The organism is Pseudomonas reidholzensis (assembly GCF_900536025.1).
Lineage (GTDB): Bacteria > Pseudomonadota > Gammaproteobacteria > Pseudomonadales > Pseudomonadaceae > Aquipseudomonas > Aquipseudomonas reidholzensis.
The window spans coordinates 45087-67260 of sequence record NZ_UNOZ01000030.1; the positions used below are offsets into that span (position 1 = coordinate 45087).

Here is a 22174-nt window from a genome sequence, read left to right on the forward strand (position 1 = left end):
ATGCGTAACGGGGGCCGCTTTGCGGCCCCCGTTCATTTCTCTAGCGCATCATGTCCTTGACCATGCGCTGCTGCTCAAGAATCTGCCGCTGACGCGCATCGATCTGCGATGCGAGTGGGAAGTTGCTCCCCGCCCGGCGCTTGGCAAAATCCAGCTGCTGCACCGCCTGGTCGAAATCGCCAACCAGGGTGAAGTACTCCGCGCGCGCCCGGTGCAGGCCAATGGTGTTGCCCGACAAGCCACGCACCTCGGCCACTTCGTACCAGACATCCGGGTCATCCGCACGCTTCTTGATCAGGTCATTAAGCACCTTCTCCGCCTCGGCGGGCTTGCTCTGCTTGATCAGCAAGTCAGCACGCACCTGCTGCAACGGATAGTTGCTCGGGTACAGTCCGCGCAGCCGCTCGACGCGCTGCTGGGCGTCCGCCAGGCGGTTGTTGGTGATGTCCAGGTCGATCTGCGCCAGGTTGTAGGTCAGGTCGTTGGGCGCCTTGGCCAGCAGCGGCTTGAGGTTCTCGCGCGCCTCGTTGAGCCGGCCGCCCTTGATCTGCGCCAGGGCCAGGCCATAGCGCGCGGCGTCGAGGTTGGGGTTCTGGTCGAGCTGGTCACGAAAACGCTTGGCGGCCAGCCCCGGCGTCTCCTCGTAGGTCAAGGCGACCCGGGCGCGGATCAGCTGATAGCGCAGGCTGTCTTCGACGCCGCCCTTGGGCATCTGTTCGGCGCGGTTGCGGGTGTCGGCGATCCGCGACTCGGTGACCGGGTGAGTCAGCAGGAACTCCGGCGGCTTGGCGCCGTAACGGTACTGGCGCGCCAGGCGTTCGAACATGCTCGGCATGGTGCGCGGGTCGAAACCGGCTTTTTCCAGGTTCTGGATGCCGATGCGGTCGGCTTCCTGTTCGTTCTGCCGCGAGAAGCGCCGCTGCTCCTGGATCGCCGCGGCCTGGGTGCCGGCGATCAGGCCGATGCCGGCGTCGCCGCCACCGCCCGCCGCCAGGACGATCCCGGCCAGTAATGCCGCCATCATCGGCAACTGCATGCGCTGCTGGGCCTCGACCCCGCGGGCGAAGTGGCGTTGCGACAAGTGCGCCAGTTCGTGGGCCAGCACCGAGGCATATTCGCCTTCGCTCTGGGCATTGAGGAATAGCCCACCGTTGACCCCGACGATGCCGCCCGGGGCGGCGAAGGCGTTGAGCTCGCGGCTGTCGATCAGGATGAACTCCAGGCGCCGGTCCTGCAGCTGGCTGGTCTCGGCCAGTTTGTACACGCTGGTCTCGACGTAGTCCTTGAGCTGCGGGTCATTGAGCTGCTTGACGTTGCCGCGCAGCAGGCTCAGCCAGGCGCGGCCCAGCTCATGCTCCTGTTGTGGCGAAACGATCGCAGAACTGGCATCGCCCAGTGACGGCAGGTCGTCGGCATGGCCGGGAACGGCCATCAGGCAGGCCAGCGTCAGCAGGGTGGGGCGCAGTAGATTCATGCATGAAGCTCGCGTCGGATCAAAGATCCCTACTGTAGCCCGCTCACACCTTGGCGACCAGTGGCGGTATCCTACGAGACTTGTCTGCCATGCACTGTTGCCCCCGCCAGGAGCCCCTCGGATGATTGAAACCCTGACCTGCGACGCCGAACTCGACGCCCGCGGGCTGAACTGTCCCTTGCCGCTGCTCAAGGCGAAAATGGAATTGAACCGCCTGGCCAGTGGCGCCGTGCTCAAGGTGATTGCCACCGACGCAGGTTCGCAACGCGACTTCAGCACTTTTGCTCGCTTGTCCGGTCATACGCTGCTGCATGAAACGGCCGAGTCCGGCACCTATACCTACTGGCTGCGCAAGGCCTGAGTTTTCCCCAAGGATCGTCAATGTTCAAAGTGCTTCGCGACTGGATGCAGCGCTACTTCTCCGACGAGGAGGCGGTGGTGCTGGCGGTCCTGCTGTTCCTGGCGTTTACCGCAATTCTGACCCTCGGCGGCATGCTCGCGCCGGTGCTGGCCGGGCTGGTCCTGGCGTTTCTCATGCAGGGGCTGGTCAACGCCCTGGAGCGCATGAAGGTGCCGAGCGGGGTGGCGGTGGGCCTGGTCTTTGCCCTGTTTATGGGCGCCTTGGCGGTGTTCCTGCTGGTGCTGGTGCCGCTGCTCTGGCATCAGTTGATCACCTTGTTCAACGAGCTGCCGGGCATGCTCGGCAAATGGCAGTCACTGTTGCTGCTGCTGCCCGAGCGGTATCCGCACCTGGTGAGCGACGAGCAGGTCCTGCGCGCGATCGAATCGGTGCGTGGCGAGATCGGCAAGTTCGGCCAGTGGGCGTTGACCTTCTCGCTGTCGAGCCTGCCGCTGCTGGTCAACGCGATGATCTACCTGGTGCTGGTACCGATCCTGGTGTTCTTCTTCCTCAAGGACCGCGAAATGATCGCCCGCTGGGTCAGCGGATACCTGCCGCGTGAGCGCACCCTGCTGACGCGGGTAGGCGACGAGATGAACCGGCAGATCGCCAATTACATCCGCGGCAAGGGGATCGAGATTCTCATCTGCGGGATTGCCACCTACATTGCCTTTATCAGCCTGGGGCTCAACTACGCCGCGCTGCTGGCGCTGCTGGTGGGCTTGTCGGTGGTGGTGCCGTATGTCGGGGCGGTGGTGGTGACCGTGCCGGTGACCCTGATCGCGCTGTTCCAGTGGGGCTGGGGGGATCAGTTCATCTACCTGATGGCCGTGTACGCGATCATCCAGGCCCTGGATGGCAACGTACTGGTACCGCTGCTGTTCTCCGAGGCGGTGAGCCTGCACCCGGTGGCGATCATCTGCGCGGTGCTGCTGTTTGGCGGTTTGTTCGGGTTCTGGGGGATCTTCTTCGCGATCCCGCTGGCGACCTTGTTCAAGGCCGTGCTGGATGCCTGGCCGCGGCAAGAGCCGGCAGTGGCGCCGCTGCTTTAACGGCTGGGGCCGCTTTGCGGCCCTTTCGCGACACAAGGCCGCTCCCACAGGTTCGCTGTCAACCTTGAAGCCTGCTCAGGACCTGTGGGAGCGGCCTTGCCGGAGCGCCGGACCGGTCGGAAAGGGCTGCGCAGCAGCCCCAATCAATCTCAGGCCTTGTGCAGGGCCTCGGCGGCTGCCAGCACGGCATCGACGTGCCCTGGCACCTTGACCCCACGCCATTCCTGGCGCAGCACGCCATCCTTGTCGATCAGGAAGGTGCTGCGGTCCACCCCCAGGTATTCCTTGCCGTACAGCTTCTTCAGCTTGATCACGTCGAACAGCTGGCACAGTGCCTCGTCCTTGTCGCTGATCAGCTCGAAGGTGAAGCCCTGCTTGGCCTTGAAGTTCTCGTGCGACTTGATGCCGTCACGCGAGACGCCAAACACCACGGTGTTGGCCGCCTGGAACGCCGCGTGCTGGTCGCGGAAGCCCTGGCCTTCGGTGGTGCAGCCGGGGGTGCTGTCCTTGGGGTAGAAGTACAGCACCACCTGCTGGCCCTTGAGGTCGGCCAGGCTGACGGCCTGGCCGCTGGTGGCCTGGGCCTGGAAGTCGGCAACGGGTTGATCGAGTGCTACGGCCATTGGGGTTTCCTTACATCGGGTTCTGTGGGCGCCACGGTTCGATCAGCGCATCCAGGTTCAGCGCGTCGGCGAAGTCCAGGAACTGGTCACGCAACCAGCTGATCTGGGTGCCGGCCGGCAGGACCACGGTGAACTGGGCATTGAGCATGCTGCTGCCGGTCTGCGGGGCCAGGTAGGTATCGCAGGTCATGGCTTCCAGCTCGACCTGATGGTCGAGGAAGAACTGGCACAGCTCGTTGATGATGTCCGGGCGGTAGGCGGCGCTGACGTAGGCCACGTAAGGCAGGGCCTGAGGGCGCACCTCCTGGTCGGCGCTGCGTACCACGTCGAGGGTCAGGCCGTGCTTCTTGCCCAGGCCTGGCAGGGTGGCTTCGAGGCGCGCCAGGGCGTCCCAGCTGCCTCCAACCTGCAGCACCAGGGCACTGGTTTCGCCATGGCGCGACAGGCGCGAGGTGACCACCGCGCAGCGATTGTCGACGGCGGCACGGCTGAGGACATTGGCCAGCTCCATGGGATTAGGGCCCAAGGCACTGATGACAAGGAATTGTTCGCGGACTGTGGGGGTGGACATGCAGCATTCCTAAAGCGATGAGCGGTCGGGGCAGGACGGGGGCAAGCCTCCTTTTCAGCAGGTCCCGGGCCGGTATGGGCGGTCATGGACGCACGCGGGGAGCACTGTCGACGGCCCGGCGGGCCGCGCTGCACCGATCAAAGGATCAAGGGTAACGAAAAGCCGCGCCGAGGGGAATGCTCCGCCCGCCAGCTTCGCTTGTGCAAGGCCGATGGCGCCAGTACCATTACCGCTCTCTTTTTCCGGCAGGAGCAGTTACATGATTGCGGGCAGTATGGTGGCATTGGTCACACCCATGGATGCACAAGGGCGTCTTGATTGGGATAGCCTCGGCAAACTTGTAGACTTCCACCTGGAAAAAGGCACGCATGCGATCGTCGCCGTCGGCACCACCGGCGAGTCGGCAACCCTCGATGTCGAAGAGCACATCCAGGTCATCGAATTCGTCGTCAAGCGGGTTGCCGGGCGTATCCCGGTGATCGCTGGCACCGGTGCCAACTCCACCTCCGAAGCCGTGCACCTGACCCAGAACGCCAAGAACGCTGGCGCTGATGCCTGCTTGCTGGTCGTGCCGTACTACAACAAGCCGACCCAGGAAGGCCTGTACCTGCACTTCAAGCACATCGCCGAGTCGGTCGACATCCCGCAGATCCTCTACAACGTGCCTGGCCGCACCTCCTGCGACATGCAGGCCGAGACCGTGATCCGCCTGTCGAGCGTGCCGAACATCATCGGCATCAAGGAAGCCACCGGCGACCTGGCCCGCGCCAAGGCCATCATCGATGGCGTCAGCAAGGACTTCATCGTGCTCTCCGGCGATGACCCGACTGCGGTCGAGCTGATCCTGCTGGGCGGCAAAGGCAACATCTCCGTCACCGCCAACGTCGCCCCGCGCGAAATGGCCGATCTGTGCGAGGCCGCCCTTGCGGGCAATGCCGAGAAGGCCCGCGCGATCAACGAAGCACTCATGCCACTGCACAAGGACCTGTTCTGCGAAGCCAACCCGATTCCGGTGAAGTGGGCACTCGTAGAGATGGGCCTGATGCACAAAGGTATTCGCCTGCCACTGACTTGGCTGAGCGAACATTGTCACGAAAAAGTCCGTACTGCCTTGAGCCAGTCCGGCGTACTGGTTTAATCGAGGAAGTACACCGCATGAAGCGACTGGCTGGTCTTTCCGCCCTTGCCCTGATCATTTCCAGCACCAGCGGTTGCGGGTGGCTGTGGGGCGACGAGGGTTATTTCCGCGACCGTGGCAGCGACTACCTGCAGGCGCAACCGACTGCGGCCATGCAGCTGCCGCCGGACGCGACCAACGTCAAGCGTCTCGATCCGCTGCTGCCGATCCCGCGTAACGTCGCCGACGATACCGCCACCGGCGAGTACGAAGTGCCGCGTCCGCAACCGCTGTCGGCCGGCGCCGATGTCAGCGACTTCAGCCTGCAGCGCAGCGGCAACAGCCGTTGGGTGCTGGCCCAGCGCGCACCAGCCGAAGTCTGGCCGGTGGCGCACCAGTTCTTTGAAGACAACGGTTTCCGCATCGCTGAAGAGCGCCCGCAGACCGGCGAATTCACCACCACCTGGCAGCGCTTCGACGAGCTGTCGGCGTCGCTCGGCCAGCGTCTGGCCAGCTCCGCCAGCAGCGCCGAAAGCGAAGTCCGCGTGCGTGTACGGATGGAACCCGGCGTGCAGCGCAACACCTCCGAGGTGTATGTGGTCAGCGTCGAGCGTGCGGCCGGCAGCACTGCCGACAGCGACTTCCCGTCCAGCTCGAGCAACACGGCGGTGGATGCCCTGCTGGTCGATGAAATGCTCGCCAGCATGAACCGCAGCGCCGAGAAGGGCGGTTCGGTGTCGTTGCTCGCCGCGCGCGACTTCGACGCCCCAAGCCGGGTCAGCCTGAGCGAAGACGGCAGCGGCAACCCGGTCCTGTACCTGGGCTCCGACCTCGACCGCGCCTGGTCGGGCGTGGGCCGTGCACTGGAGCAGGGCGAGTGGCGGGTCGAAGACATCAACCGCAGCCTGGGCCTGTACTACATCAACTTGTCCGAGAAGCCTGACGACAAGCAGAACCAGCCGGGCTTCTTCAGCCGCCTGTTCGGCAGCGAGCCGAGCAAGGAAGAGCGTGAAGAGCGTGCCGAGCGTTACCAGGTACGCCTGAGCAAGGTCGGCGAAAGCGTGCAGGTCACCGTCGAGAAGAACATCAACACCGTGGCCCCGGCCGATGTCGCCCGCCGCGTGCTGAGCGTCATTCAGGACCACCTGGGTTAAGTGCGCTTCGCGGTACTCGGAAGCGGCAGCCAGGGAAACGGCACGCTGATCGCCAGTGGTGACACGTTCATCCTGGTCGATTGCGGGTTCTCCCTGCGTGAGACCGAGCGGCGCCTGGCGCTGCTCGGGGTAGCGCCGGCGCAGCTCAGCGCGGTGCTGGTCACCCACGAACATGCCGACCACGTGCATGGCGTGGGTTTGCTGTCGCGGCGCTACAATGTACCGGTCTACCTCAGCCAGGGCACCTTGCGCGGTTTGCGCAAGCCGGTGGAGGTGGCCGGTTTCCTCGCGTGTGGCGACACCCTCAACATCGGCGCGTTGCAGGTCAGCGCGGCGCGGGTCGAGCACGATGCGCACGAGCCGCTGCAATACGTGATCAGTGACGGTCGCCGGCGCTTCGGCATGCTGACCGACCTCGGTTGTTACGACAGCCGCCTGTTGGAGCGTTACCAGGGCCTGGATGCATTGCTGATCGAGGCCAACCATTGCCGTGACCTGCTGGCGCGCGGTCATTACCCGCGCTTTCTCAAGCTTCGGGTCGGCGGCAGCCAAGGACATTTGAACAACCACCAGGCCGCAAACCTGGTGGCCGAGCTGGGTTGGCAGCACCTGCAGCACCTGGTGCTGGCGCATCTCAGCAGCAAGAACAACCTGCCACACCTGGCCCGCCAGTGCTTCGTCGACACCTTGGGGTGCGACCCGGACTGGCTTCAGGTGGCAAATCAGGAACACGGGCTCGACTGGCGCGAAATCGCCTAGCCCACCTACTCAAGCAAGCGGAGCCCAATCATGGAAAAACGCGACGAACTCTACCGCGGCAAGGCCAAATCGGTTTACAAGACCGACGACGCCGACCGCTTGATCCTGCTGTTCCGTAACGACACTTCGGCGTTCGACGGCAAGCGTATCGAACAGCTCGACCGTAAAGGCACGGTGAACAACAAGTTCAACGCCTTCATCATGCAGAAGCTCGAAGAAGCCGGTATCCCGACTCAGTTCGACAAGCTGCTGGGCGACAACGAGTGCCTGGTGAAGAAGCTCGACATGATCCCGGTCGAGTGCGTCGTGCGTAACTACGCCGCTGGCAGCCTGGTCAAGCGTCTGGGCGTCGAGGAAGGCATCAAGCTCGAGCCGTCGACCTTCGAGCTGTTCCTGAAGAACGACGAGAAGGGCGACCCCTTCATCAACGAATCCCACGTTGTCGCATTCGGCTGGGGCACCGCCGAGCAGCTGGTGGAGATGAAGAAGCTGTCGCTGAAGGTCAACGAAGTGCTGAACAAGCTGTTCGATGACGCCGGCCTGCTGCTGGTCGACTTCAAGCTCGAGTTCGGCGTCTTCCACGGTCAGATCGTCCTGGGTGACGAGTTCAGCCCGGACGGCTGCCGCCTGTGGGACAAAGAAACCCGCAAGAAGATGGACAAGGACCGCTTCCGCCAGGGTCTGGGCGACGTGATCGAAGCCTACGAAGAAGTCGCCAAGCGCCTGGGCGTGCCGCTGTAAGGCCCGCATTGACGCAAGCGTTTGATACCACGCGAATTTTTTTCAAATAAAGGTTTGCGTTTGGCGAAATCGCTGGTATGATGCGCGCCATTGGAGAGATGCCGGAGTGGTCGAACGGGACGGATTCGAAATCCGTTGTACTGGCAACAGTACCTAGGGTTCAAATCCCTATCTCTCCGCCATACATGTAGTAGATGAAGCCCCTGAGAATGTGAATTCTCAGGGGCTTTTTCGTTGTGGGCGGTTTTAATAGGTTGGTCGGTGGCAATCTAGCTAAATCTAGCTATTACTAGCTAAATTCGCTAGATTTTACTAGCTATGGCTAGAGTCCGCTTTCCGAGGTGTTGAATGGACCCGTATCGTAATCCCTTTGCCCCAGGTGCGGGGAGCAGGCCACCTGAGTTGGCTGGCAGAGATGTCGTACTTGAGCATGCCAAGGTTTCTTGCGGGCGCGCTGTCAACGGACGCAGCGCAAGGTCCATGATGCTGTTGGGGTTGAGGGGGACAGGTAAGACAGTATTGCTCAATGAAGTGGGAAAAATCGCTGAAGACGCAGGGCTTTTGGTGTCCAAGGTTGAGTCGCCCGAAGATGAGAGCCTAGCGCGACTGCTCTACCCTGAAATGCGCAAAGTCATGCGCTCGCTTTCCACGGTGGAAGCCGCCAAGCAGATTGCCAATCGCGGACTCAAAGGACTGCGCGGATTTGCCTCTATTTTCAAAATAGATATTGCAGGTGTAGAGGTAGGTGTGGAGCCGGAGCCAGGTCTAGCAGACAGTGGTGATCTTCAATACGATCTTCCAGATCTTTTCAACGTAATTGGGCGAGCCGCCAAGGCCGCTGGCAAAGGCTGGATCTTGCTCATAGATGAAGTCCAGTATCTTGCAGAGTCAGACCTGCGTGCGTTGATTGTCGCAGTACACCGCATGTCGCAGGAAGGGTTGCCTATTATTCTTGTAGGCGCAGGACTTCCACAGGTTGCTCGTCTGGCGGGGGAAGCGAAATCGTACGCCGAGCGTCTTTTCCTGTATCCGGAAGTCAGTGCACTTGATCCTGCGGCTGCTACGTTAGCGGTGCAAAAACCTATAGTGGATGAGGGTGCCGCTATTGGTAAGACGGCCTTGAACGAAATCGTCGTACGCACTAAGGGTTACCCGTTCTTCATCCAGGAGTGGGCGTCCACTGCATGGAACTTGGCTGAAGGGCCCGAAATTACGCTGGATGATGTAGTTCGTTCGTATTCTGAAACCCTGGCATTGCTGGATGCTGGTTTCTTCCGAGTCCGAATCGATCGGTTGACGCGGTCCGAGGTGCTTTTCGTCAAAGCAATGTCGGAGCTTGGCGACGGGCCTTACGCCATGAGTGATATCGCTAAGGCAATGGAGCGTACTCAATCATCATTGGGGCCGACCCGAGCGAACATTATTGCCAAAGGCATGATCTACAGCACGGATCATGGTTACCTTGACTTCACCGTACCGCTTTTTGCGGAGTTCATGCGGCGCTAGATCCCTGGTGCTTCCTAAATGCCAAGCAGAAAAGTTATTCAAGCACTATTACATCTCGGTTGATGTCGACTCGAGTGGTGCGATCGGAACTCAGCCTGGCCCTCATCAACCCCAGCGTTTGATCGCCCCCGGCAATTCCGGTAAGCTGCGCCGCGCTATCAGTATGATGGCGCATCATAATTTAAAGGACTTTGTATGAAAAAGCTGTTCAAAGCTACCGTTGCTGTAGCCGTCGTATCGGGTGTTGCTCTGCTGTCGGGTTGCACCGGCCAGGTCTACAACCAGCAAAAGAATTGCTCTTACGACTACCTGTTCCACCCTTCGGTTTCTGTATCTAAAGTTATTGGCGGCTGCGGTCCGATCGATAAGCTGCCACAGCAGCAGTAATTTTAGATGGTGTATGACTGAGCCGACTTTGGCTTAGTCCAAAACCCCCTGTCATGTACGTGGCAGGGGGTTTTTGTTTGTGTGGTTTTTTTCAGGCCGTGTCAAGGCGACCAGGTGCATGGCTTGAGTCTTGTGGGGGGGGGGTGAGATCGAGCGCCGCCCGCGCGGCGCATCGCGGGCAAGTCGGATCGCCGCACCGCCGCTCCTACATTTGTTGCAACGCGCCATGGCCTGTGAGAGAGGCGTTGTCAGCCTTGGTGCATGGCGGAAGTCAGCAGGGAGTCCATAGAGGTCGACTCAAGATTGTCGTCGTATAAACAAGGCTAAAACGTCGGTCTGTCAGGCCATGGCGCGTTGCAACAAGTGTAGGAGCGGGCTTGCCCGCGATGCGCCGCGCGGGCGGCGCTCGATCTCACGGGCGCAGAAAACTTCGCGGCATGCGCCTGTTAGCCCTCATGCCCTCTCAACAATAACCCTGTGTGTCCACACCCGGCACCCTCAAAGCCTGAACTGCGCCACCTTCCCATTCAAATCCACCGCCAGCCGTGACAGCTCCTGCGCCGCCGCACTGGTCTGGTTGGCCCCCGCCGAGGTCTGCATCGACAAGTCGCGGATGTTCACCAGGTTACGGTCCACCTCGCGGGCCACCTGCGCTTGCTCTTCCGAGGCACTGGCAATGACCAGGTTGCGCTGGTTGATCGAGGTGATGGCCTCGGCGATCACTTCCAGCGCCTGACCGGCCGCCTGGGCGATCTCCAGGGTGCCGTTGGCCCGGCCCTGGCTGTTGTGCATGGCACTCACGGCGCGCTCGGTGCCGTTCTGGATGCCGGCGATCATCTGCTCGATCTCTTCGGTGGACTGCTGGGTGCGGTGGGCGAGGGCGCGCACCTCGTCGGCCACCACCGCAAAGCCACGTCCGGCCTCACCCGCGCGGGCGGCTTCGATGGCGGCATTGAGCGCCAGCAGGTTGGTCTGCCCGGCGATCGCGCCGATCACGTCGAGCACCCGGCTGATCTCGTTGGCATTGCTCGCCAACTGCTCGATCTCTGCAGCGGTGCCGGTGACATCGCTGACCAACTGCTGGATCGAGGCCAGCGCGCGGTTGACCTGGTCACGGCCGGCGCGGGTGTTCTGGTCGGCGCCCCTGGAGGCATCGGCGGTGCTCACCGCGTTGTTGGCGACCTCTTCGACGGCGGCGGTCATCTGGTTGACCGCAGTCGCCGCCTGGTCGATCTCGGCGCTCTGCTGGTGCAGGCCACGGCTGGTGTCTTCGGTGACGCTGTGCAGCTCTTCCGAGGCCGAGGCCAGTTGCCCGGCGGACGCGGCGATGTGCCGCAAGGTGTCGCGCAGGCTGTCTTGCATGCGGCTCAGGGCAGCGAGCAGCAGCGCGGGCTCATCGCGACCGACAATCTCAATGTCGCGGCTCAGGTCGCCGGTGGCCACCCGCTCGGCGACCGCCACGGCCTCGGCCAAGGGCACGACGATGCTGCGGGTGAGCAGGGTGGCGATGCTCACCAAGGCGATCAAAATCACCACCAGCGAGGCGACCGTCACTACCAGCGCCTCGTCGGCGGCGGCGTTGGTGCGCTCGGTGGCGGCGTAGGCGCCTTTGCTGTTGAAGCTGATCAGGGCGTTCATCGCCGCCATCATGCGCTCGGCCTGCTCGCTCAGCGCGCCGCTGACCTGTTGCCTGGCGGCTTCGAGGTCGTTGCGTTGGACGCTGTCGGTGATCTGCCGCTGCAGGTCGTGATAGACCGTGTAGGCGCTGGTGAACGCGTCAAAGCGGGTGCGGCCTTCGGTAGTGGTGACGGTGCGCTCGTAGGCGGCAATGTCGCGCTCCAGGTCCGCGTTGACCCGATCGAGCTGGGCCAGGCTGCGTGCACGCTCGCCGCCGTTGCTGTGCAGCACGCTGGCCATGAGCAGGATCCGCGTCTGGCCGAGGTTGCTGCTGAGGTCGCCGAGCGATACCACGGCGGGCATCCAGCCACCGCGGACGTCTTGCGAGGCGGCGTTCATGCGTTGGGTCTCGTACAGCGAGACCAGCCCCATCAGCAACACGAACAGCCCCAGCAGGCTGAACAGCCCTGCGGCGCGTTTGCCGATCTTCACATTCCTTAACTGCATCCATTGCTCCAAGACGACGGCGGGGGCAGGCATCAGGCCCGCTGGCGAGTGCCGGAAGCGGACGTAGATGCGCTGCTCTGTGCGAGGCTCTCGCCTCATTATACAAATTGTCTACAGAAATAATTGCACACTGCCAGCATCGCTGGCTAGTCACTTGAGCCACCGTGTTGCCTCACTCGCTTGCGCCGCAAGCCATTCAATTACCTGCATCTTTAAATAGTAGACAGTGTGTATACAGGCGGTAGACAATGACAAAATGTCGCACCCCGCAGTCCTTGGATCAGAACAATTAACTGGAGTAGGCAATGCACAAGATCACATCGCTCCCTGGCGACGACGCGCGCCCAGGCTGGTTCCACACCAGCCCGGCGCGTCAACCGCGCCCTGGCCACAGCGGGCGCAAGGACGCCCGTTGGACCATCGTCGGTGCCGGCCTTACCGGCCTCGCTGCGGCGCGCCAGCTGGCGCTGAACTTCCCCGATGACGAGGTCGTGCTGGTCGAGGCGCAGCAGGTGGGGTTCGGTTCGTCCGGGCGCAACGCCGGCTTCGCCATCGATGTGCCGCACGACATCGGTGCCAAGGACTACATCGGCGATGTGACCACCGCGACCAAGGTCCTCAAGCTCAACACCCTGGGCCAGGACTACCTGCGCGAGATCGTTGCCCAGTACGGCATCGACTGTCAGATGTCCGCGTCGGGCAAGTACCAGGCGGCGGTCGGTGAAAAGGGCATCGCGATCCTCGAGGCCTACCGCAGCGGCCTGGAGAAGATCGGCCGGGCCACGACCATGATCGACGCCAAGGACCTGCCCGAGCACATCGGCACTTCCTACTACAACAAGGCCCTGCACATTCCGGGCACCTTGCTGCTGCAGCCGGCGGCACTGGTCAAGGGCCTGGCCGACAGCCTGCCGGCCAACGTGACCCTGTACGAGCACACCGCGATCACCTCGATCGAGCAGGGCGACAAGATCACCTTGGTGCACGACCGCGGCATGATCGTCACCGACAAGCTGATCCTGGCCAACAATGGTTTTGCCTCGGCGTTCGGCTTCCTCAAGGGCCGCCTGCTGCCGACCTTCCTCTACGGCAGCCTGACCCGCCCGCTGACCGATGACGAACAGGCCCGGCTGGGCGGCCAGGGCGTGTGGGGGGTGATCCCGGCGCACCCGTTCGGCAGCACCGTGCGGCGCACCGTCGACAACCGCATCCTGATCCGCAACAGCTTCAACTTCTATCCCGACGGCCGCCCGCGCGCCAGCGCCCTGCAGCGCCACCTGCCGACCCACCGCAAGTCGTTCGAGCGGCGCTTCCCGATGCTCGGCAAGGTCGACTTCGAGTACTCCTGGAGCGGTGCGATCTGCCTCTCGGAAAACCACGAAGGCTTCTTCGGCCAGCTGGCGCCCAACGTCTACGGCGCCACCTGCTGCAATGGCCTGGGCATCACCCGTGGCACCGCCACCGGCAAGCTGCTGGCGGACTGGCTCGCCGGTGAGCACAACGAGCACATCGACTTCCTGTTGTCGTCGCCGGGCCCGAACAAGACCCCGCCGCAGCCGTTCCTGTCGATCGGCGTCAACTCGGTGCTGAAGTGGGGCCAGTTCCGCGCCGGCCTCGAAGTCTGAGCCCACAAGGCCCATCCCGCAGGCACGCCAGTGCCTGCGTCGTACTGTTCAACATGATCAAGGGAGACTCATGCGTTCTACCATCCAACCCGTCATGATCGATGACGTGGCAATCAATGCGTTTCACCAACTGCTGACCCTGCGCACCGGCCTTGGCTGGGTGATGGTTGGCTATATTCTCAGCATCATTGGCGTGGCGACCCTCGCCATGTCCGAGGCGCTGCAACTGTCTGGCTTCTGGCAGGGCATGGTCGCCGCCATGGCGTTGCTCGGGGTGTTCGCGGGCGGCTTCTTCGGTGGCTGGCTGACCGACCGCATCGGCCGGCAGAAGCTGGTCTACGCGGCGCCGGCGATCGTCCTGCTGACTTCGCTGGCGATGTTCTGGGTAGAGGACGGCCTGACCCTGTCGATCCTGCGCCTGCTGTGCGGCCTGGCCGTCGGTATCGAGTACACCGCCGCAGGTTCGCTGCTGACCGAGTTCATCCCGCAGAAATCCCGTGGGTCGCGGTTGTCGCTGCTGACCGTGCTGTGGTTCGTCGGTGCGGCGCTGGCGTATATCGTCGGCAACGTGATGATGGCCGACGCCAGCGCCGACACCTGGCGCAACGTCATGGCCAGCCCGGCGATCCTCGGCGCGCTGCTGCTGGTGATACGCCTGGGCACCCCTGAATCGCCGCGCTGGCTGCTCAGCAAAGGCCGCCGCGAGGAGGCCGAACAGGTGATCCGCAAGGTCTACGGCGACGACTTCTCGCTGCGCAACATCACCGATGACAGCGCCTCGGGCAAGGCCATGTCGTTCATCGGTGCGCTGCGCGCGGGGTATGGCAAGCGGATCTTCTTCGTCGTGTCGTTCTGGGCCTGCGCGGTCATCCCGCTGTTCGCGGTCTACGCCTTCGTGCCCAAGCTGTTCAGCGCCCTGAACCTGACCGGTAACCTGGCGGCCTACGGCTCGGTCGGGATCACCCTGATGATGGTGCTGGGCTGCATCATCGCCACCTGGATGATCAACTATGTGGGTCGGCGCACCATCATCATCCACAGCTTCCTCTGGTCGGGCCTGTCGTTGCTCGGGCTGGCGCTGTTGCCCGATGCCGAGGGCTGGCTGGTGCTGACCCTGTTTGGCGCTTACGGGCTGTTCATCGGCGGCGCGCAGGTGCTCGAGTTCGTCTACCCGAACGAACTGTTCCCGACCGAGATCCGCGCGTTCGCCGTGGGCATGGGCGCTTCGCTGGCGGCCTTCAGCTCGGCCATCGGCACCTGGCTGGTACCGATCTCGCTGGAGCAGTACGGCATTGGCAGCACCCTGCTCGCCGCCACGCTGATCACCATGCTCGGCCTGGCGGTGTCGCTGGTACTGGCGCCGGAGACGCGCTCGATGAGCTTGCAAGAGGCGGCCGTGCTGTAACGGCGGGTGTTTGCGGGGCGCCGGCGCGGCGATTGGTCACTGAGACATCCCGCCGCCTTGCGCTCCGTCCGCCAATTTGTTTGTGCTGGCAATTAAGTTACAATCGGAAAAACGTTTCAGCCTTGTCCGGTCAATTCGACCTTGGGCTGGCGTCCCTGTTTCTAAGCTGCTGACTCCAATGATCAATAACAAGCGCGCGCTGACGGACATGGAACAACGAGGCCCCGCCTAGGCCTTCCTTACGTGCTAACGATTGGAATTGATCAATGTTCAAGAAAGCTGGCAAGACCCTGCTGGGTCTGGCTGTCGCAGCGACCCTGATGCAGGCGCACGCTGAAGAAGCCAAGAAAGTCGACGTGCTGCTGGTCGGCGGCGGCATCATGAGCTCGACCCTGGCGGTCTGGCTCAACGAGCTCGAGCCGAGCTGGTCGATGGAGATGGTCGAGCGCCTCGACGGCGTCGCCGAAGAAAGCTCCAACGGCTGGAACAACGCCGGTACCGGCCACTCGGCGCTGGCCGAACTGAACTACACCCCGGAAGACAAAGACGGCAACGTCAACATCTCCAAGGCCATCGAGATCAACGAAGCGTTCCAGATTTCGCGTCAGTTCTGGTCCTGGCAAGTGCGCCAGGGCGTGCTGAACAATCCGCGCTCGTTCATCAACAGCACCCCGCACATGAGCTTCGTCTGGGGTGATGACAACATCAAGTTCCTCAAGAAGCGTTACGACGCGCTGCAGGCCAGCCCGCTGTTCCGCCCGATGCAGTACTCCGAAGACCACGCGCAGATCGCCAAGTGGGTCCCGCTGATGATGGAAGGGCGCGACCCGAACCAGAAGCTGGCCGTGACCTGGACGCCGATCGGCACCGACGTCAACTTCGGCGAGATCACCCGCCAGTTCGTCAAGCACCTGCAGACCCAGCCGAAGTTCGACCTCAAGCTGTCCAGCGAAGTGCAGGACATCACCCGCAACGAGGACGGCTCCTGGCACGTCGAGTACAAGAACCTCAAGGACGGGACCGAGTCGGCCACCGACGCCAAGTTCCTGTTCATCGGTGCCGGCGGCGGCGCACTGAAGCTGCTGCAGAAGTCGGGCATTCCTGAAGCCAAGGAATACGCAGGCTTCCCGGTCGGTGGTTCGTTCCTGGTGACCGAGAACCCGACCGTGGCCATGCAGCACATGGCCAAGGCCTACGGCATCGCCTCGACCGGCGCGCCACCCATGTCGGTTCCGCACCTGGACACCCGCGTGCTGGACGGCAAGCGGGTCATCCTGTTTGGCCCATTCGCGACCTTCTCGACCAAGTTCCTGAAGAACGGTTCGTACCTCGACCTGCTGAGCAGCACCACCCTGCACAACGTCTGGCCGATGACCAAGGTCGGTGTCGAGCAGTACCCGCTGGTCGAGTACCTCGCTGGCCAGCTGATGCTGTCGGACGATGACCGCTTCGCTGCCCTGCAGACCTACTTCCCGCAGGCCAAGAAAGAAGACTGGCGCCTGTGGCAGGCCGGTCAGCGCGTGCAGATCATCAAGCGTGATGCAGAGAAGGGCGGCGTGCTCAAGCTGGGCACCGAAGTCGTCACGTCCCAGGACCGCAGCATTGCCGGCCTGCTGGGCGCCTCGCCAGGTGCCTCGACCGCAGCGCCGATCATGCTCACCGTGCTCGAGACCGTGTTCAAGGAAAAGGTCGCGACGCCTGAGTGGCAAGCCAAGCTGCACGAGATCGTGCCGAGCTACGGCACCAAGCTGAACGACTCGCCTGCCGCCGTGCAGAAAGAGTGGGACTACACCGCCGAGACGCTGCAACTGTCGAAGCCGCCGGTGATCGATCAGAGCGTCGGCAGCGATGCCTCGCCGAGCACCCCGGTCGAGAGCAACCCTGCCAGCGATATGGCCCTGTAACCAGGCGCTAGCGTCACCCGAACCACGAGCCTCCCGGGCTCGTGGTTTTTTTTGCCCGTTTACTTGCCGCTGAGCACCCGCGTCCACAGCCGGGTACTCAAGCGCATCCCCGCCGGGGTCATGGTCTGGATCGGGAACAAGGTATCCAGCACGGCCTGGGGAGGATACACCGCCTCGTTGCTGCGCAGCGCCTGATCGACCAAGGGCAGGGCCGCCGCGTTGCCATTGGGGTATTTGACCGCATTGCTGATGTCGGCCATGACCTTTGGCTCGAGCAGGTAATTGAGGTACGCATAGGCGTTGTCCAGGTGCGGCGCCCCCTTGGGGATCACCACCATGTCGACCGCCACGGTCGAGCCTTCGCGCGGAATGCTGTAGCCCAGCTGCACCCCGTTGCCCGCTTGCTGGGCACTGCTCATCGCCTGCAACACATCGCCGCTGAAACCGATGGCCACGCAGATATTGCCGTTGGCCAGGTCACTGACGTACTTCGACTGATGGAAGTACTGGATGTACGGGCGCACCGCCAGCAGCGCCGCCTCGGCCTGCTTGAGGTCTTCCGGCTTCTGGCTGTGCGGGTCCAGGCCAAGGGTCTTGAGGGTGATGGAGATGATCTGCGTGGGGTTGTCGAGAAACGCCACGCCACACTGGCTGAGCTTCTCGATGTTCTCCGGCTTGAACAGCAGCTGCCACGACTGGGTAACGTCGACGTCGCCAAAGATCGCCTTGACCTTGTCGACGTTGTAGCCGATCCCGGTGGTCACCCACAGGTAGGGGATGGCATAGCGGTTACCCGGGTCGCTGGCCTCGAGGATCTTCATCAGCTTGGGGTCGAGGTTGTGCCAGTTGGGCAGCTTGCTGCGGTCCAGTTCCTGGATCGCCCCGGCCTTGATCAGCCGCGGCAGGAAGTGGTTGGACGGGCTCGCCAGGTCATAGCCGCTGCCGCCGGTCATCAGCTTGGCTTCGGTGGTCTCGTTGCTGTCGACCAGGTCGTAGGTCGGCTGCACGCCGGTGCGCCGGTTGAACTCGGCCAGGGTGTCGTCGGCGATGTAGCCGCTCCAGTTGGCGATGTTGACCGCTTCGGTGGCGTTGACCGCGCACGCCAGGAGGGTGCTGATGGACAGGGCGAGGCAGGTGCGCTTGAACATGGGTTTTCTCTCTTGTTGTTGGGGTGTGTGCGCCGGATCGATCAACGTTCGTTGCGCGCCCGGTGAACCTCCCAGGCCATGCGCACGCTGGCGCCGATGTCGAAAAACGGCTTGGGTGGCAGGTAGCCCGGCGCGGCCTGGCTGAGCACATCGCCGAGCAGCGCTGAGTCGGCGCCGCTGGCCAGCTCGACCAGCAAGCGACCCCACAAGGTGCCGCGGGCCACCCCGGAGCCGTTGCAGCCGGCGACCGCATGCAGGCCGTCGGCAACCCGGGCGAAGTACGGCTCGCCCGAGCGGGTGCCACTGAGGTGGCCGGTCCAGGTGTAGTCGAAGTCGCTCGCCTGGATCCCCGGGAAGCGTTTTTGCAGCCCGAGCAGGTGGCGCTGTTGGCGCACCGCCAGTGCGCTGGCATCGAGGTCGCGTTGGCGGTATTCGACGGTGTTGCGGATCAACAGCCGGCGCCCCGGCAATAAGCGCAAGGTGCAGCCGCCGGGCAAGGTCGAGAGCACGCCCCAGCCGCGAGTGTCGAACAGCGCCTGCCAGTGAGCCTCGTTGAGCGGCCGGGTGATGCTGGCGCTGAGCTCCAGGGGGAAGGTGCCACTGCGGTTCAGGCCGACCCGCGGCAGGAAGGCACCGACACACACCAGCACCTGGCGCGCCTGCACTTCGCCGGTGGCCGTGGTGACCTTCCAGCCCTGGCCATGGGCACGCTGCAGCGAAGTCACCGCGCTGTTTTCATAGACTGCGACCTGCTCGGGCAATGTGTCGGCCAAGCCTTTGACGTATTGCGCGGGTTGCAGCAAGCCGTTGCCGCCAGCGCAATGAATGGCCCGGGTGTAGAAGCCGGTACCGAGGCGCCGCTCGAGCGCATTGGCCTCTAGATAGCACGCCTCGGCGCCCACCGCTTGCAGGGTCTGCACGGCCTGTTCGGGGTTTTCCAGGTGGGCGGGCTCATGCACCGCGAAATGATAGCCGCCGTTATCCAGCTCGCAGGCGATACCCAGCTCACGGATGCGCTGGCGCACCTCGTTGCCCGCCGCGACGCCAATCCGCGAGGCCACCTGGTAGCCGGCAAACCCTGGGGTGTCGAGCAGCTCGCCAGCGCCGGGCAGCTCATGGCTGACGACGAAGCCGGAGTTGCGCGCCGAGGCGCCTTGGGCGATGCGCTGGCGGTCGAGCAGGACCACCCGTTGCCCGGGGAAGCGAGCGGCCAGGGTGTGGGCCGCCGAGAGCCCGGTGATGCCGCCGCCGATGATCAGCCAGTCGGCCCTGTGCGTGCCGGCAAGGCGTGCGCGGGGCGCGGACTCGCCGGCCAGGGCGATCCAGCCACAGTGGTTGTTCATTGCTGGGCACTCCTTCACAATCAATGCGCAGGAGTTATCGTAAGCAACCCCATGCATGCGCCGTTAGAGCTAATCTACGGGCAGTTCATGGGCTGAATCTAACGTTAAAAAATCATCCATCCATTCGGAATTCGCATGGATAACACACTCCGTCTTCCTTCGTTGCAAGCCCTTCAGGCGCTGGTGCGGGTCGCTGATACCAGCAACTTCACCGAAGCCGCACGCCAGTTGCACCTGACCCAGAGCGCCATCAGCCGCCAGGTCCAGCAACTTGAAGAGTACTACCAGACCGCGCTGTTCGAGCGCACCAGCCGCAAGGTCGCCCTGACCGCGCACGGGCGTGAGGTGTATGACGTGGCGCAGGCGATGTTGCGGACCTTGCGCGACCTCGAGCAACGTCTGGCGCCGCCTTCCCAGGACCGGCCGTTTCGCATCCGCATCTTCGTGTCGCTGGCCGTGCGCTGGCTGTTGCCGCGCTTGAGTTCGTTCTACGCCATCAACCCTGGGTTGTGCCTGTCGATCGAGACGGTCAGCGGCGAGCGGGTCGACACCGGCGGGGATTGCGATGCCTACGTGCTGTACCTGCCAGAGGGGCTGGACGAGCGGCCACTGACGCCGCTGTTCGATGAATACCTGATCCCTGTGTGCGCGCCGCAATTGAGTGGCGGCCACGCGCCGCCGCGCTCGCTCGACGCGCTGGCCGGGCATGCCTTGATCCACGGCTCGACCGGCCGGCATGAATGGACGTTGTGGTTGCAGGCGCAGCAGGATCAGGCCGAGCGCAGCTTCAAGCACCTGCTGTTCAACCTCGACGACCTGGCGCTGGACGCTGCTGCGAGGGGGCTTGGCGTGGCGATGACCGACAGGATGCTGGCCCATGACGCGCTGGTACGCGGCGACCTGGTGCTGCCGTTTGGCCAGGCCCTGCGTACCGGTGGCGTGTATGCGTTGTGGCTGCGCGACAGCGGGGTGACACACCCCGCGTGCAAGGCGGTGCTCAGCTGGTTCGAGGAGCAGGTGGAGCAGACCACCAGCGCCCGCTGAGGGGCTAGTGGGAGTGGCGCGGCATGCCGCCTTCGCGGGCGATCACCTTCATGTGCAAGGTCGCCGGCTCCAGGCAGCCGCCGGTGGACAACTGGCCGACCAGTTGGCGATACAGCTCTTGCCATGGCGTCTGCGAGGCGGGGATGTTCGGCGTCCAGGCGGCGCGGCGGCGGAGCATTTCTGCCTCATCCACCAGCAGGTCGACCCGCCGATCATTGAGGTCGACGCGCAGCCGGTCGTTGGTCTGCAACAGTGCCAGCCCGCCGCCCACGGCTGCTTCCGGTGACATGTTGAGGATCGACGGGCTGGCCGAGGTGCCGCTCTGGCGGCCGTCGCCCAGGCACGGCAGCGAGTCGATGCCGCGCTTGATCAACGCGGCCGGTGGGGCCATGTTGACCACCTCGGCGCTCCCCGGATACCCCACGGTGCCGGCGCCACGGATGACCAGGATGCAGCGCTCGTCGATGTCCAGCGACGGGTCTTCGATGCGTGCGTGATAATCCTCGGGGCCTTCGAAGACGATGGCCCGGGCCTCGAAGCTGTTCTCCTTGCCAGGCTCGGACAGGTAAGTCTTGCGGAACGCTTCGCCGACCACCGACATCTTCATGATGGCGCTGTCGAAGAAGTTGCCGCTGAGCACGATGAAGCCTGCGCCGTGCTTGAGCGGAGCACCGTAGGGCAGGATCACGTCGCGGTTGCTGGTGACCGCGTCGCCGACGATCTGGCCGATGGTCTTGCCACTGACCGTGGCGCAGTCCTCGTGCAGGCGACCGGCTTTCTGCAGTTCGTGCATGACCGCCGGTACGCCACCCGCGCGGTGGAAGCCTTCGCCGAGGTACTTGCCAGCTGGCATGCAGTTGACCAGCAGCGGCACGCTTTCACCGACGCGCTGCCAGTCGTCCAGCGACAGCTCGATGCCCATGTGCCGGGCGATCGCGATCAGGTGCGGCGGACAGTTGCTCGAGGCGCCAAGGGCCGAAGCGACGGCAATGGCATTCTCGAACGCCTGGTGGGTCATGATCGAGGACGGGCGCACGTCCTGCAGGACCAGCTCGCAGATGCGCCGGCCGGTGGCGTAGGCCATCTGCCCACGCTCGCGATAGGGTGCCGGGATGCTCGCGCAGCCAGGCAAGGACATGCCCAGCGCTTCAGCCAGGGCGTTCATCGACAGCGCTGTACCCATGGTGTTGCAGTGGCCTACCGACGGCGAGGCTGCGGTGGTCATTTCCATGAAGCCTTCGTAGTCGATCTCACCGGTGGCGAGCAGGTTGCGTGCATGCCAGAGCACCGTGCCCGAGCCGATCAGCTGGCCCTTGTGATGGCCATCGAGCATCGGCCCGCCCGACAGGACGATGGCCGGCAGGTCGGTGGTGGCCGCGGCCATCAGGCAGGCCGGGGTGGTCTTGTCGCAGCCGGTGGTAAGTACCACGCCGTCGAGCGGGTAGCCGTGGAGAATCTCCACCAGGCCGAGGTAGGCCAGGTTGCGGTCGAGTGCAGCGGTCGGGCGCCGGCTCTGCTCGGCGATCGGATGGACCGGAAACTCCATGGGGATGCCGCCGGCGTCGCGGATGCCGGCCTTGACCCGTTGCGCCAGCTCGATGTGGTGGCGGTTGCAGGGGGTGAGGTCACTGCCGGTCTGGGCGATGCCGATGATCGGCCGCCCCGACTGCAGCTCTTCGCGGGTCAGGCCGTAGTTCATGTAGCGTTCGACATACAGCGCGGTCATGTCGGCGTGGCTGGGGTCGTCGAACCATTGCTGGCTGCGCAGGTGGCGTTTTGGCGTGTGGCTCATCTCAA

19 protein-coding genes and 1 tRNA gene are annotated in these 22174 nt (G+C 63.6%); 13 read left to right on the forward strand and 7 right to left on the reverse strand.

Features of this window, described 5'->3' with window-relative positions:
- Positions 1 to 40: 40 nt before the first annotated feature.
- On the reverse strand, positions 41 to 1474 hold the full coding sequence (locus tag CCOS865_RS19790) for a M48 family metalloprotease (RefSeq protein WP_119143949.1): 1434 nt from the start codon (positions 1472 to 1474) through the stop codon (positions 41 to 43).
- A gap of 121 nt (positions 1475 to 1595) precedes the next feature.
- Here CCOS865_RS19790 and CCOS865_RS19795 point away from each other — a divergent pair, with 121 nt between their 5' ends.
- A complete protein-coding gene (locus CCOS865_RS19795) occupies positions 1596 to 1835 on the forward strand; it encodes a sulfurtransferase TusA family protein (protein WP_119143951.1) in 240 nt (79 codons plus the stop codon).
- A 20-nt stretch (positions 1836 to 1855) separates the two neighbouring features.
- On the forward strand, positions 1856 to 2926 hold the full coding sequence (locus CCOS865_RS19800) for an AI-2E family transporter (protein ID WP_119143954.1): 1071 nt from the start codon (positions 1856 to 1858) through the stop codon (positions 2924 to 2926).
- Positions 2927 to 3075: 149 nt separating this feature from the next.
- Here CCOS865_RS19800 and CCOS865_RS19805 read toward each other — a convergent pair whose 3' ends face one another.
- Complete coding sequence (locus CCOS865_RS19805; RefSeq protein WP_119143955.1) at positions 3076 to 3549, reverse strand: peroxiredoxin; 474 nt, start codon at positions 3547 to 3549, stop codon at positions 3076 to 3078.
- Between the two features lie 10 nt (positions 3550 to 3559).
- Complete coding sequence (locus CCOS865_RS19810; RefSeq protein WP_119143957.1) at positions 3560 to 4120, reverse strand: glycine cleavage system transcriptional repressor; 561 nt, start codon at positions 4118 to 4120, stop codon at positions 3560 to 3562.
- Positions 4121 to 4379: 259 nt separating this feature from the next.
- Between CCOS865_RS19810 and dapA the strand changes: the two genes are divergently transcribed.
- The 7 genes from dapA (at position 4380) to CCOS865_RS19845 (ending at position 9784) form a co-directional block, all read left to right on the forward strand.
- The gene (gene dapA / locus CCOS865_RS19815; RefSeq protein ID WP_119143959.1) at positions 4380 to 5258 is read left to right on the forward strand and encodes a 4-hydroxy-tetrahydrodipicolinate synthase; all 879 of its coding nucleotides are present in this window, start codon (positions 4380 to 4382) and stop codon (positions 5256 to 5258) included.
- A gap of 17 nt (positions 5259 to 5275) precedes the next feature.
- Positions 5276 to 6391 carry an outer membrane protein assembly factor BamC gene (gene bamC, locus CCOS865_RS19820; protein ID WP_119143961.1) on the forward strand — a complete coding sequence of 372 codons (1116 nt, stop codon included), beginning with the start codon at positions 5276 to 5278 and terminating at the stop codon, positions 6389 to 6391.
- Complete coding sequence (locus CCOS865_RS19825; RefSeq protein WP_119143963.1) at positions 6392 to 7150, forward strand: MBL fold metallo-hydrolase; 759 nt, start codon at positions 6392 to 6394, stop codon at positions 7148 to 7150.
- A gap of 30 nt (positions 7151 to 7180) precedes the next feature.
- Positions 7181 to 7891: a phosphoribosylaminoimidazolesuccinocarboxamide synthase gene (purC, locus tag CCOS865_RS19830; RefSeq protein WP_103436385.1), complete on the forward strand. Its 711-nt coding sequence runs from the start codon at positions 7181 to 7183 to the stop codon at positions 7889 to 7891.
- A gap of 92 nt (positions 7892 to 7983) precedes the next feature.
- Positions 7984 to 8073: transfer RNA gene (locus tag CCOS865_RS19835), tRNA-Ser, on the forward strand.
- A 166-nt stretch (positions 8074 to 8239) separates the two neighbouring features.
- Positions 8240 to 9397, forward strand: a complete 1158-nt coding sequence (locus CCOS865_RS19840) for an ATP-binding protein (protein WP_119143964.1) — start codon at positions 8240 to 8242, stop codon at positions 9395 to 9397.
- Between the two features lie 195 nt (positions 9398 to 9592).
- Entirely contained in the window at positions 9593 to 9784 is a 192-nt protein-coding gene (locus CCOS865_RS19845) for a DUF4223 family protein (protein ID WP_119143966.1), read from the forward strand.
- A 498-nt stretch (positions 9785 to 10282) separates the two neighbouring features.
- On the opposite strand, the gene CCOS865_RS19850 is transcribed toward CCOS865_RS19845, so the two are convergent.
- The gene (locus CCOS865_RS19850; protein WP_119143968.1) at positions 10283 to 11908 is read right to left on the reverse strand and encodes a methyl-accepting chemotaxis protein; all 1626 of its coding nucleotides are present in this window, start codon (positions 11906 to 11908) and stop codon (positions 10283 to 10285) included.
- Positions 11909 to 12213: 305 nt separating this feature from the next.
- Here CCOS865_RS19850 and CCOS865_RS19855 point away from each other — a divergent pair, with 305 nt between their 5' ends.
- From CCOS865_RS19855 to mqo, 3 genes are all read left to right on the forward strand, one after another.
- Positions 12214 to 13533, forward strand: a complete 1320-nt coding sequence (locus tag CCOS865_RS19855; RefSeq protein ID WP_119143970.1) for an NAD(P)/FAD-dependent oxidoreductase — start codon at positions 12214 to 12216, stop codon at positions 13531 to 13533.
- Positions 13534 to 13603: 70 nt separating this feature from the next.
- Positions 13604 to 14938: an MFS transporter gene (locus tag CCOS865_RS19860; protein WP_119143972.1), complete on the forward strand. Its 1335-nt coding sequence runs from the start codon at positions 13604 to 13606 to the stop codon at positions 14936 to 14938.
- A gap of 266 nt (positions 14939 to 15204) precedes the next feature.
- Positions 15205 to 16842, forward strand: a complete 1638-nt coding sequence (mqo, locus tag CCOS865_RS19865) for a malate dehydrogenase (quinone) (RefSeq protein WP_119143974.1) — start codon at positions 15205 to 15207, stop codon at positions 16840 to 16842.
- Positions 16843 to 16901: 59 nt separating this feature from the next.
- On the opposite strand, the gene CCOS865_RS19870 is transcribed toward mqo, so the two are convergent.
- Positions 16902 to 17990, reverse strand: coding sequence for a polyamine ABC transporter substrate-binding protein (locus CCOS865_RS19870; RefSeq protein WP_119143976.1), 1089 nt, complete (start codon positions 17988 to 17990; stop codon positions 16902 to 16904).
- Between the two features lie 41 nt (positions 17991 to 18031).
- Positions 18032 to 19333, reverse strand: coding sequence for an NAD(P)/FAD-dependent oxidoreductase (locus CCOS865_RS19875; RefSeq protein WP_119143978.1), 1302 nt, complete (start codon positions 19331 to 19333; stop codon positions 18032 to 18034).
- A gap of 135 nt (positions 19334 to 19468) precedes the next feature.
- Between CCOS865_RS19875 and CCOS865_RS19880 the strand changes: the two genes are divergently transcribed.
- The gene (locus tag CCOS865_RS19880; RefSeq protein WP_119143980.1) at positions 19469 to 20377 is read left to right on the forward strand and encodes a LysR substrate-binding domain-containing protein; all 909 of its coding nucleotides are present in this window, start codon (positions 19469 to 19471) and stop codon (positions 20375 to 20377) included.
- A 4-nt stretch (positions 20378 to 20381) separates the two neighbouring features.
- On the opposite strand, the gene CCOS865_RS19885 is transcribed toward CCOS865_RS19880, so the two are convergent.
- Positions 20382 to 22169, reverse strand: a complete 1788-nt coding sequence (locus CCOS865_RS19885; protein ID WP_119143982.1) for an IlvD/Edd family dehydratase — start codon at positions 22167 to 22169, stop codon at positions 20382 to 20384.
- Positions 22170 to 22174: the final 5 nt, after the last annotated feature.

What these genes read in the sequence shown, in the direction of transcription:
- CCOS865_RS19850 (WP_119143968.1), bottom strand. Translation starts at nt 11,908, where the DNA reads ATGCAGTTAAGGAATGTGAAGATCGGCAAACGCGCCGCAGGGCTGTTC.
- mqo (WP_119143974.1), top strand. Translation starts at nt 15,205, where the DNA reads ATGTTCAAGAAAGCTGGCAAGACCCTGCTGGGTCTGGCTGTCGCAGCG.
- CCOS865_RS19875 (WP_119143978.1), bottom strand. Translation starts at nt 19,333, where the DNA reads ATGAACAACCACTGTGGCTGGATCGCCCTGGCCGGCGAGTCCGCGCCC.
- CCOS865_RS19810 (WP_119143957.1), bottom strand. Translation starts at nt 4,120, where the DNA reads ATGTCCACCCCCACAGTCCGCGAACAATTCCTTGTCATCAGTGCCTTG.
- CCOS865_RS19800 (WP_119143954.1), top strand. Translation starts at nt 1,856, where the DNA reads ATGTTCAAAGTGCTTCGCGACTGGATGCAGCGCTACTTCTCCGACGAG.
- CCOS865_RS19840 (WP_119143964.1), top strand. Translation starts at nt 8,240, where the DNA reads ATGGACCCGTATCGTAATCCCTTTGCCCCAGGTGCGGGGAGCAGGCCA.
- CCOS865_RS19885 (WP_119143982.1), bottom strand. Translation starts at nt 22,169, where the DNA reads ATGAGCCACACGCCAAAACGCCACCTGCGCAGCCAGCAATGGTTCGAC.
- CCOS865_RS19880 (WP_119143980.1), top strand. Translation starts at nt 19,469, where the DNA reads ATGGATAACACACTCCGTCTTCCTTCGTTGCAAGCCCTTCAGGCGCTG.
- CCOS865_RS19860 (WP_119143972.1), top strand. Translation starts at nt 13,604, where the DNA reads ATGCGTTCTACCATCCAACCCGTCATGATCGATGACGTGGCAATCAAT.
- purC (WP_103436385.1), top strand. Translation starts at nt 7,181, where the DNA reads ATGGAAAAACGCGACGAACTCTACCGCGGCAAGGCCAAATCGGTTTAC.
- bamC (WP_119143961.1), top strand. Translation starts at nt 5,276, where the DNA reads ATGAAGCGACTGGCTGGTCTTTCCGCCCTTGCCCTGATCATTTCCAGC.
- CCOS865_RS19795 (WP_119143951.1), top strand. Translation starts at nt 1,596, where the DNA reads ATGATTGAAACCCTGACCTGCGACGCCGAACTCGACGCCCGCGGGCTG.
- CCOS865_RS19790 (WP_119143949.1), bottom strand. Translation starts at nt 1,474, where the DNA reads ATGAATCTACTGCGCCCCACCCTGCTGACGCTGGCCTGCCTGATGGCC.
- dapA (WP_119143959.1), top strand. Translation starts at nt 4,380, where the DNA reads ATGATTGCGGGCAGTATGGTGGCATTGGTCACACCCATGGATGCACAA.
- CCOS865_RS19845 (WP_119143966.1), top strand. Translation starts at nt 9,593, where the DNA reads ATGAAAAAGCTGTTCAAAGCTACCGTTGCTGTAGCCGTCGTATCGGGT.
- CCOS865_RS19805 (WP_119143955.1), bottom strand. Translation starts at nt 3,549, where the DNA reads ATGGCCGTAGCACTCGATCAACCCGTTGCCGACTTCCAGGCCCAGGCC.
- CCOS865_RS19855 (WP_119143970.1), top strand. Translation starts at nt 12,214, where the DNA reads ATGCACAAGATCACATCGCTCCCTGGCGACGACGCGCGCCCAGGCTGG.
- CCOS865_RS19870 (WP_119143976.1), bottom strand. Translation starts at nt 17,990, where the DNA reads ATGTTCAAGCGCACCTGCCTCGCCCTGTCCATCAGCACCCTCCTGGCG.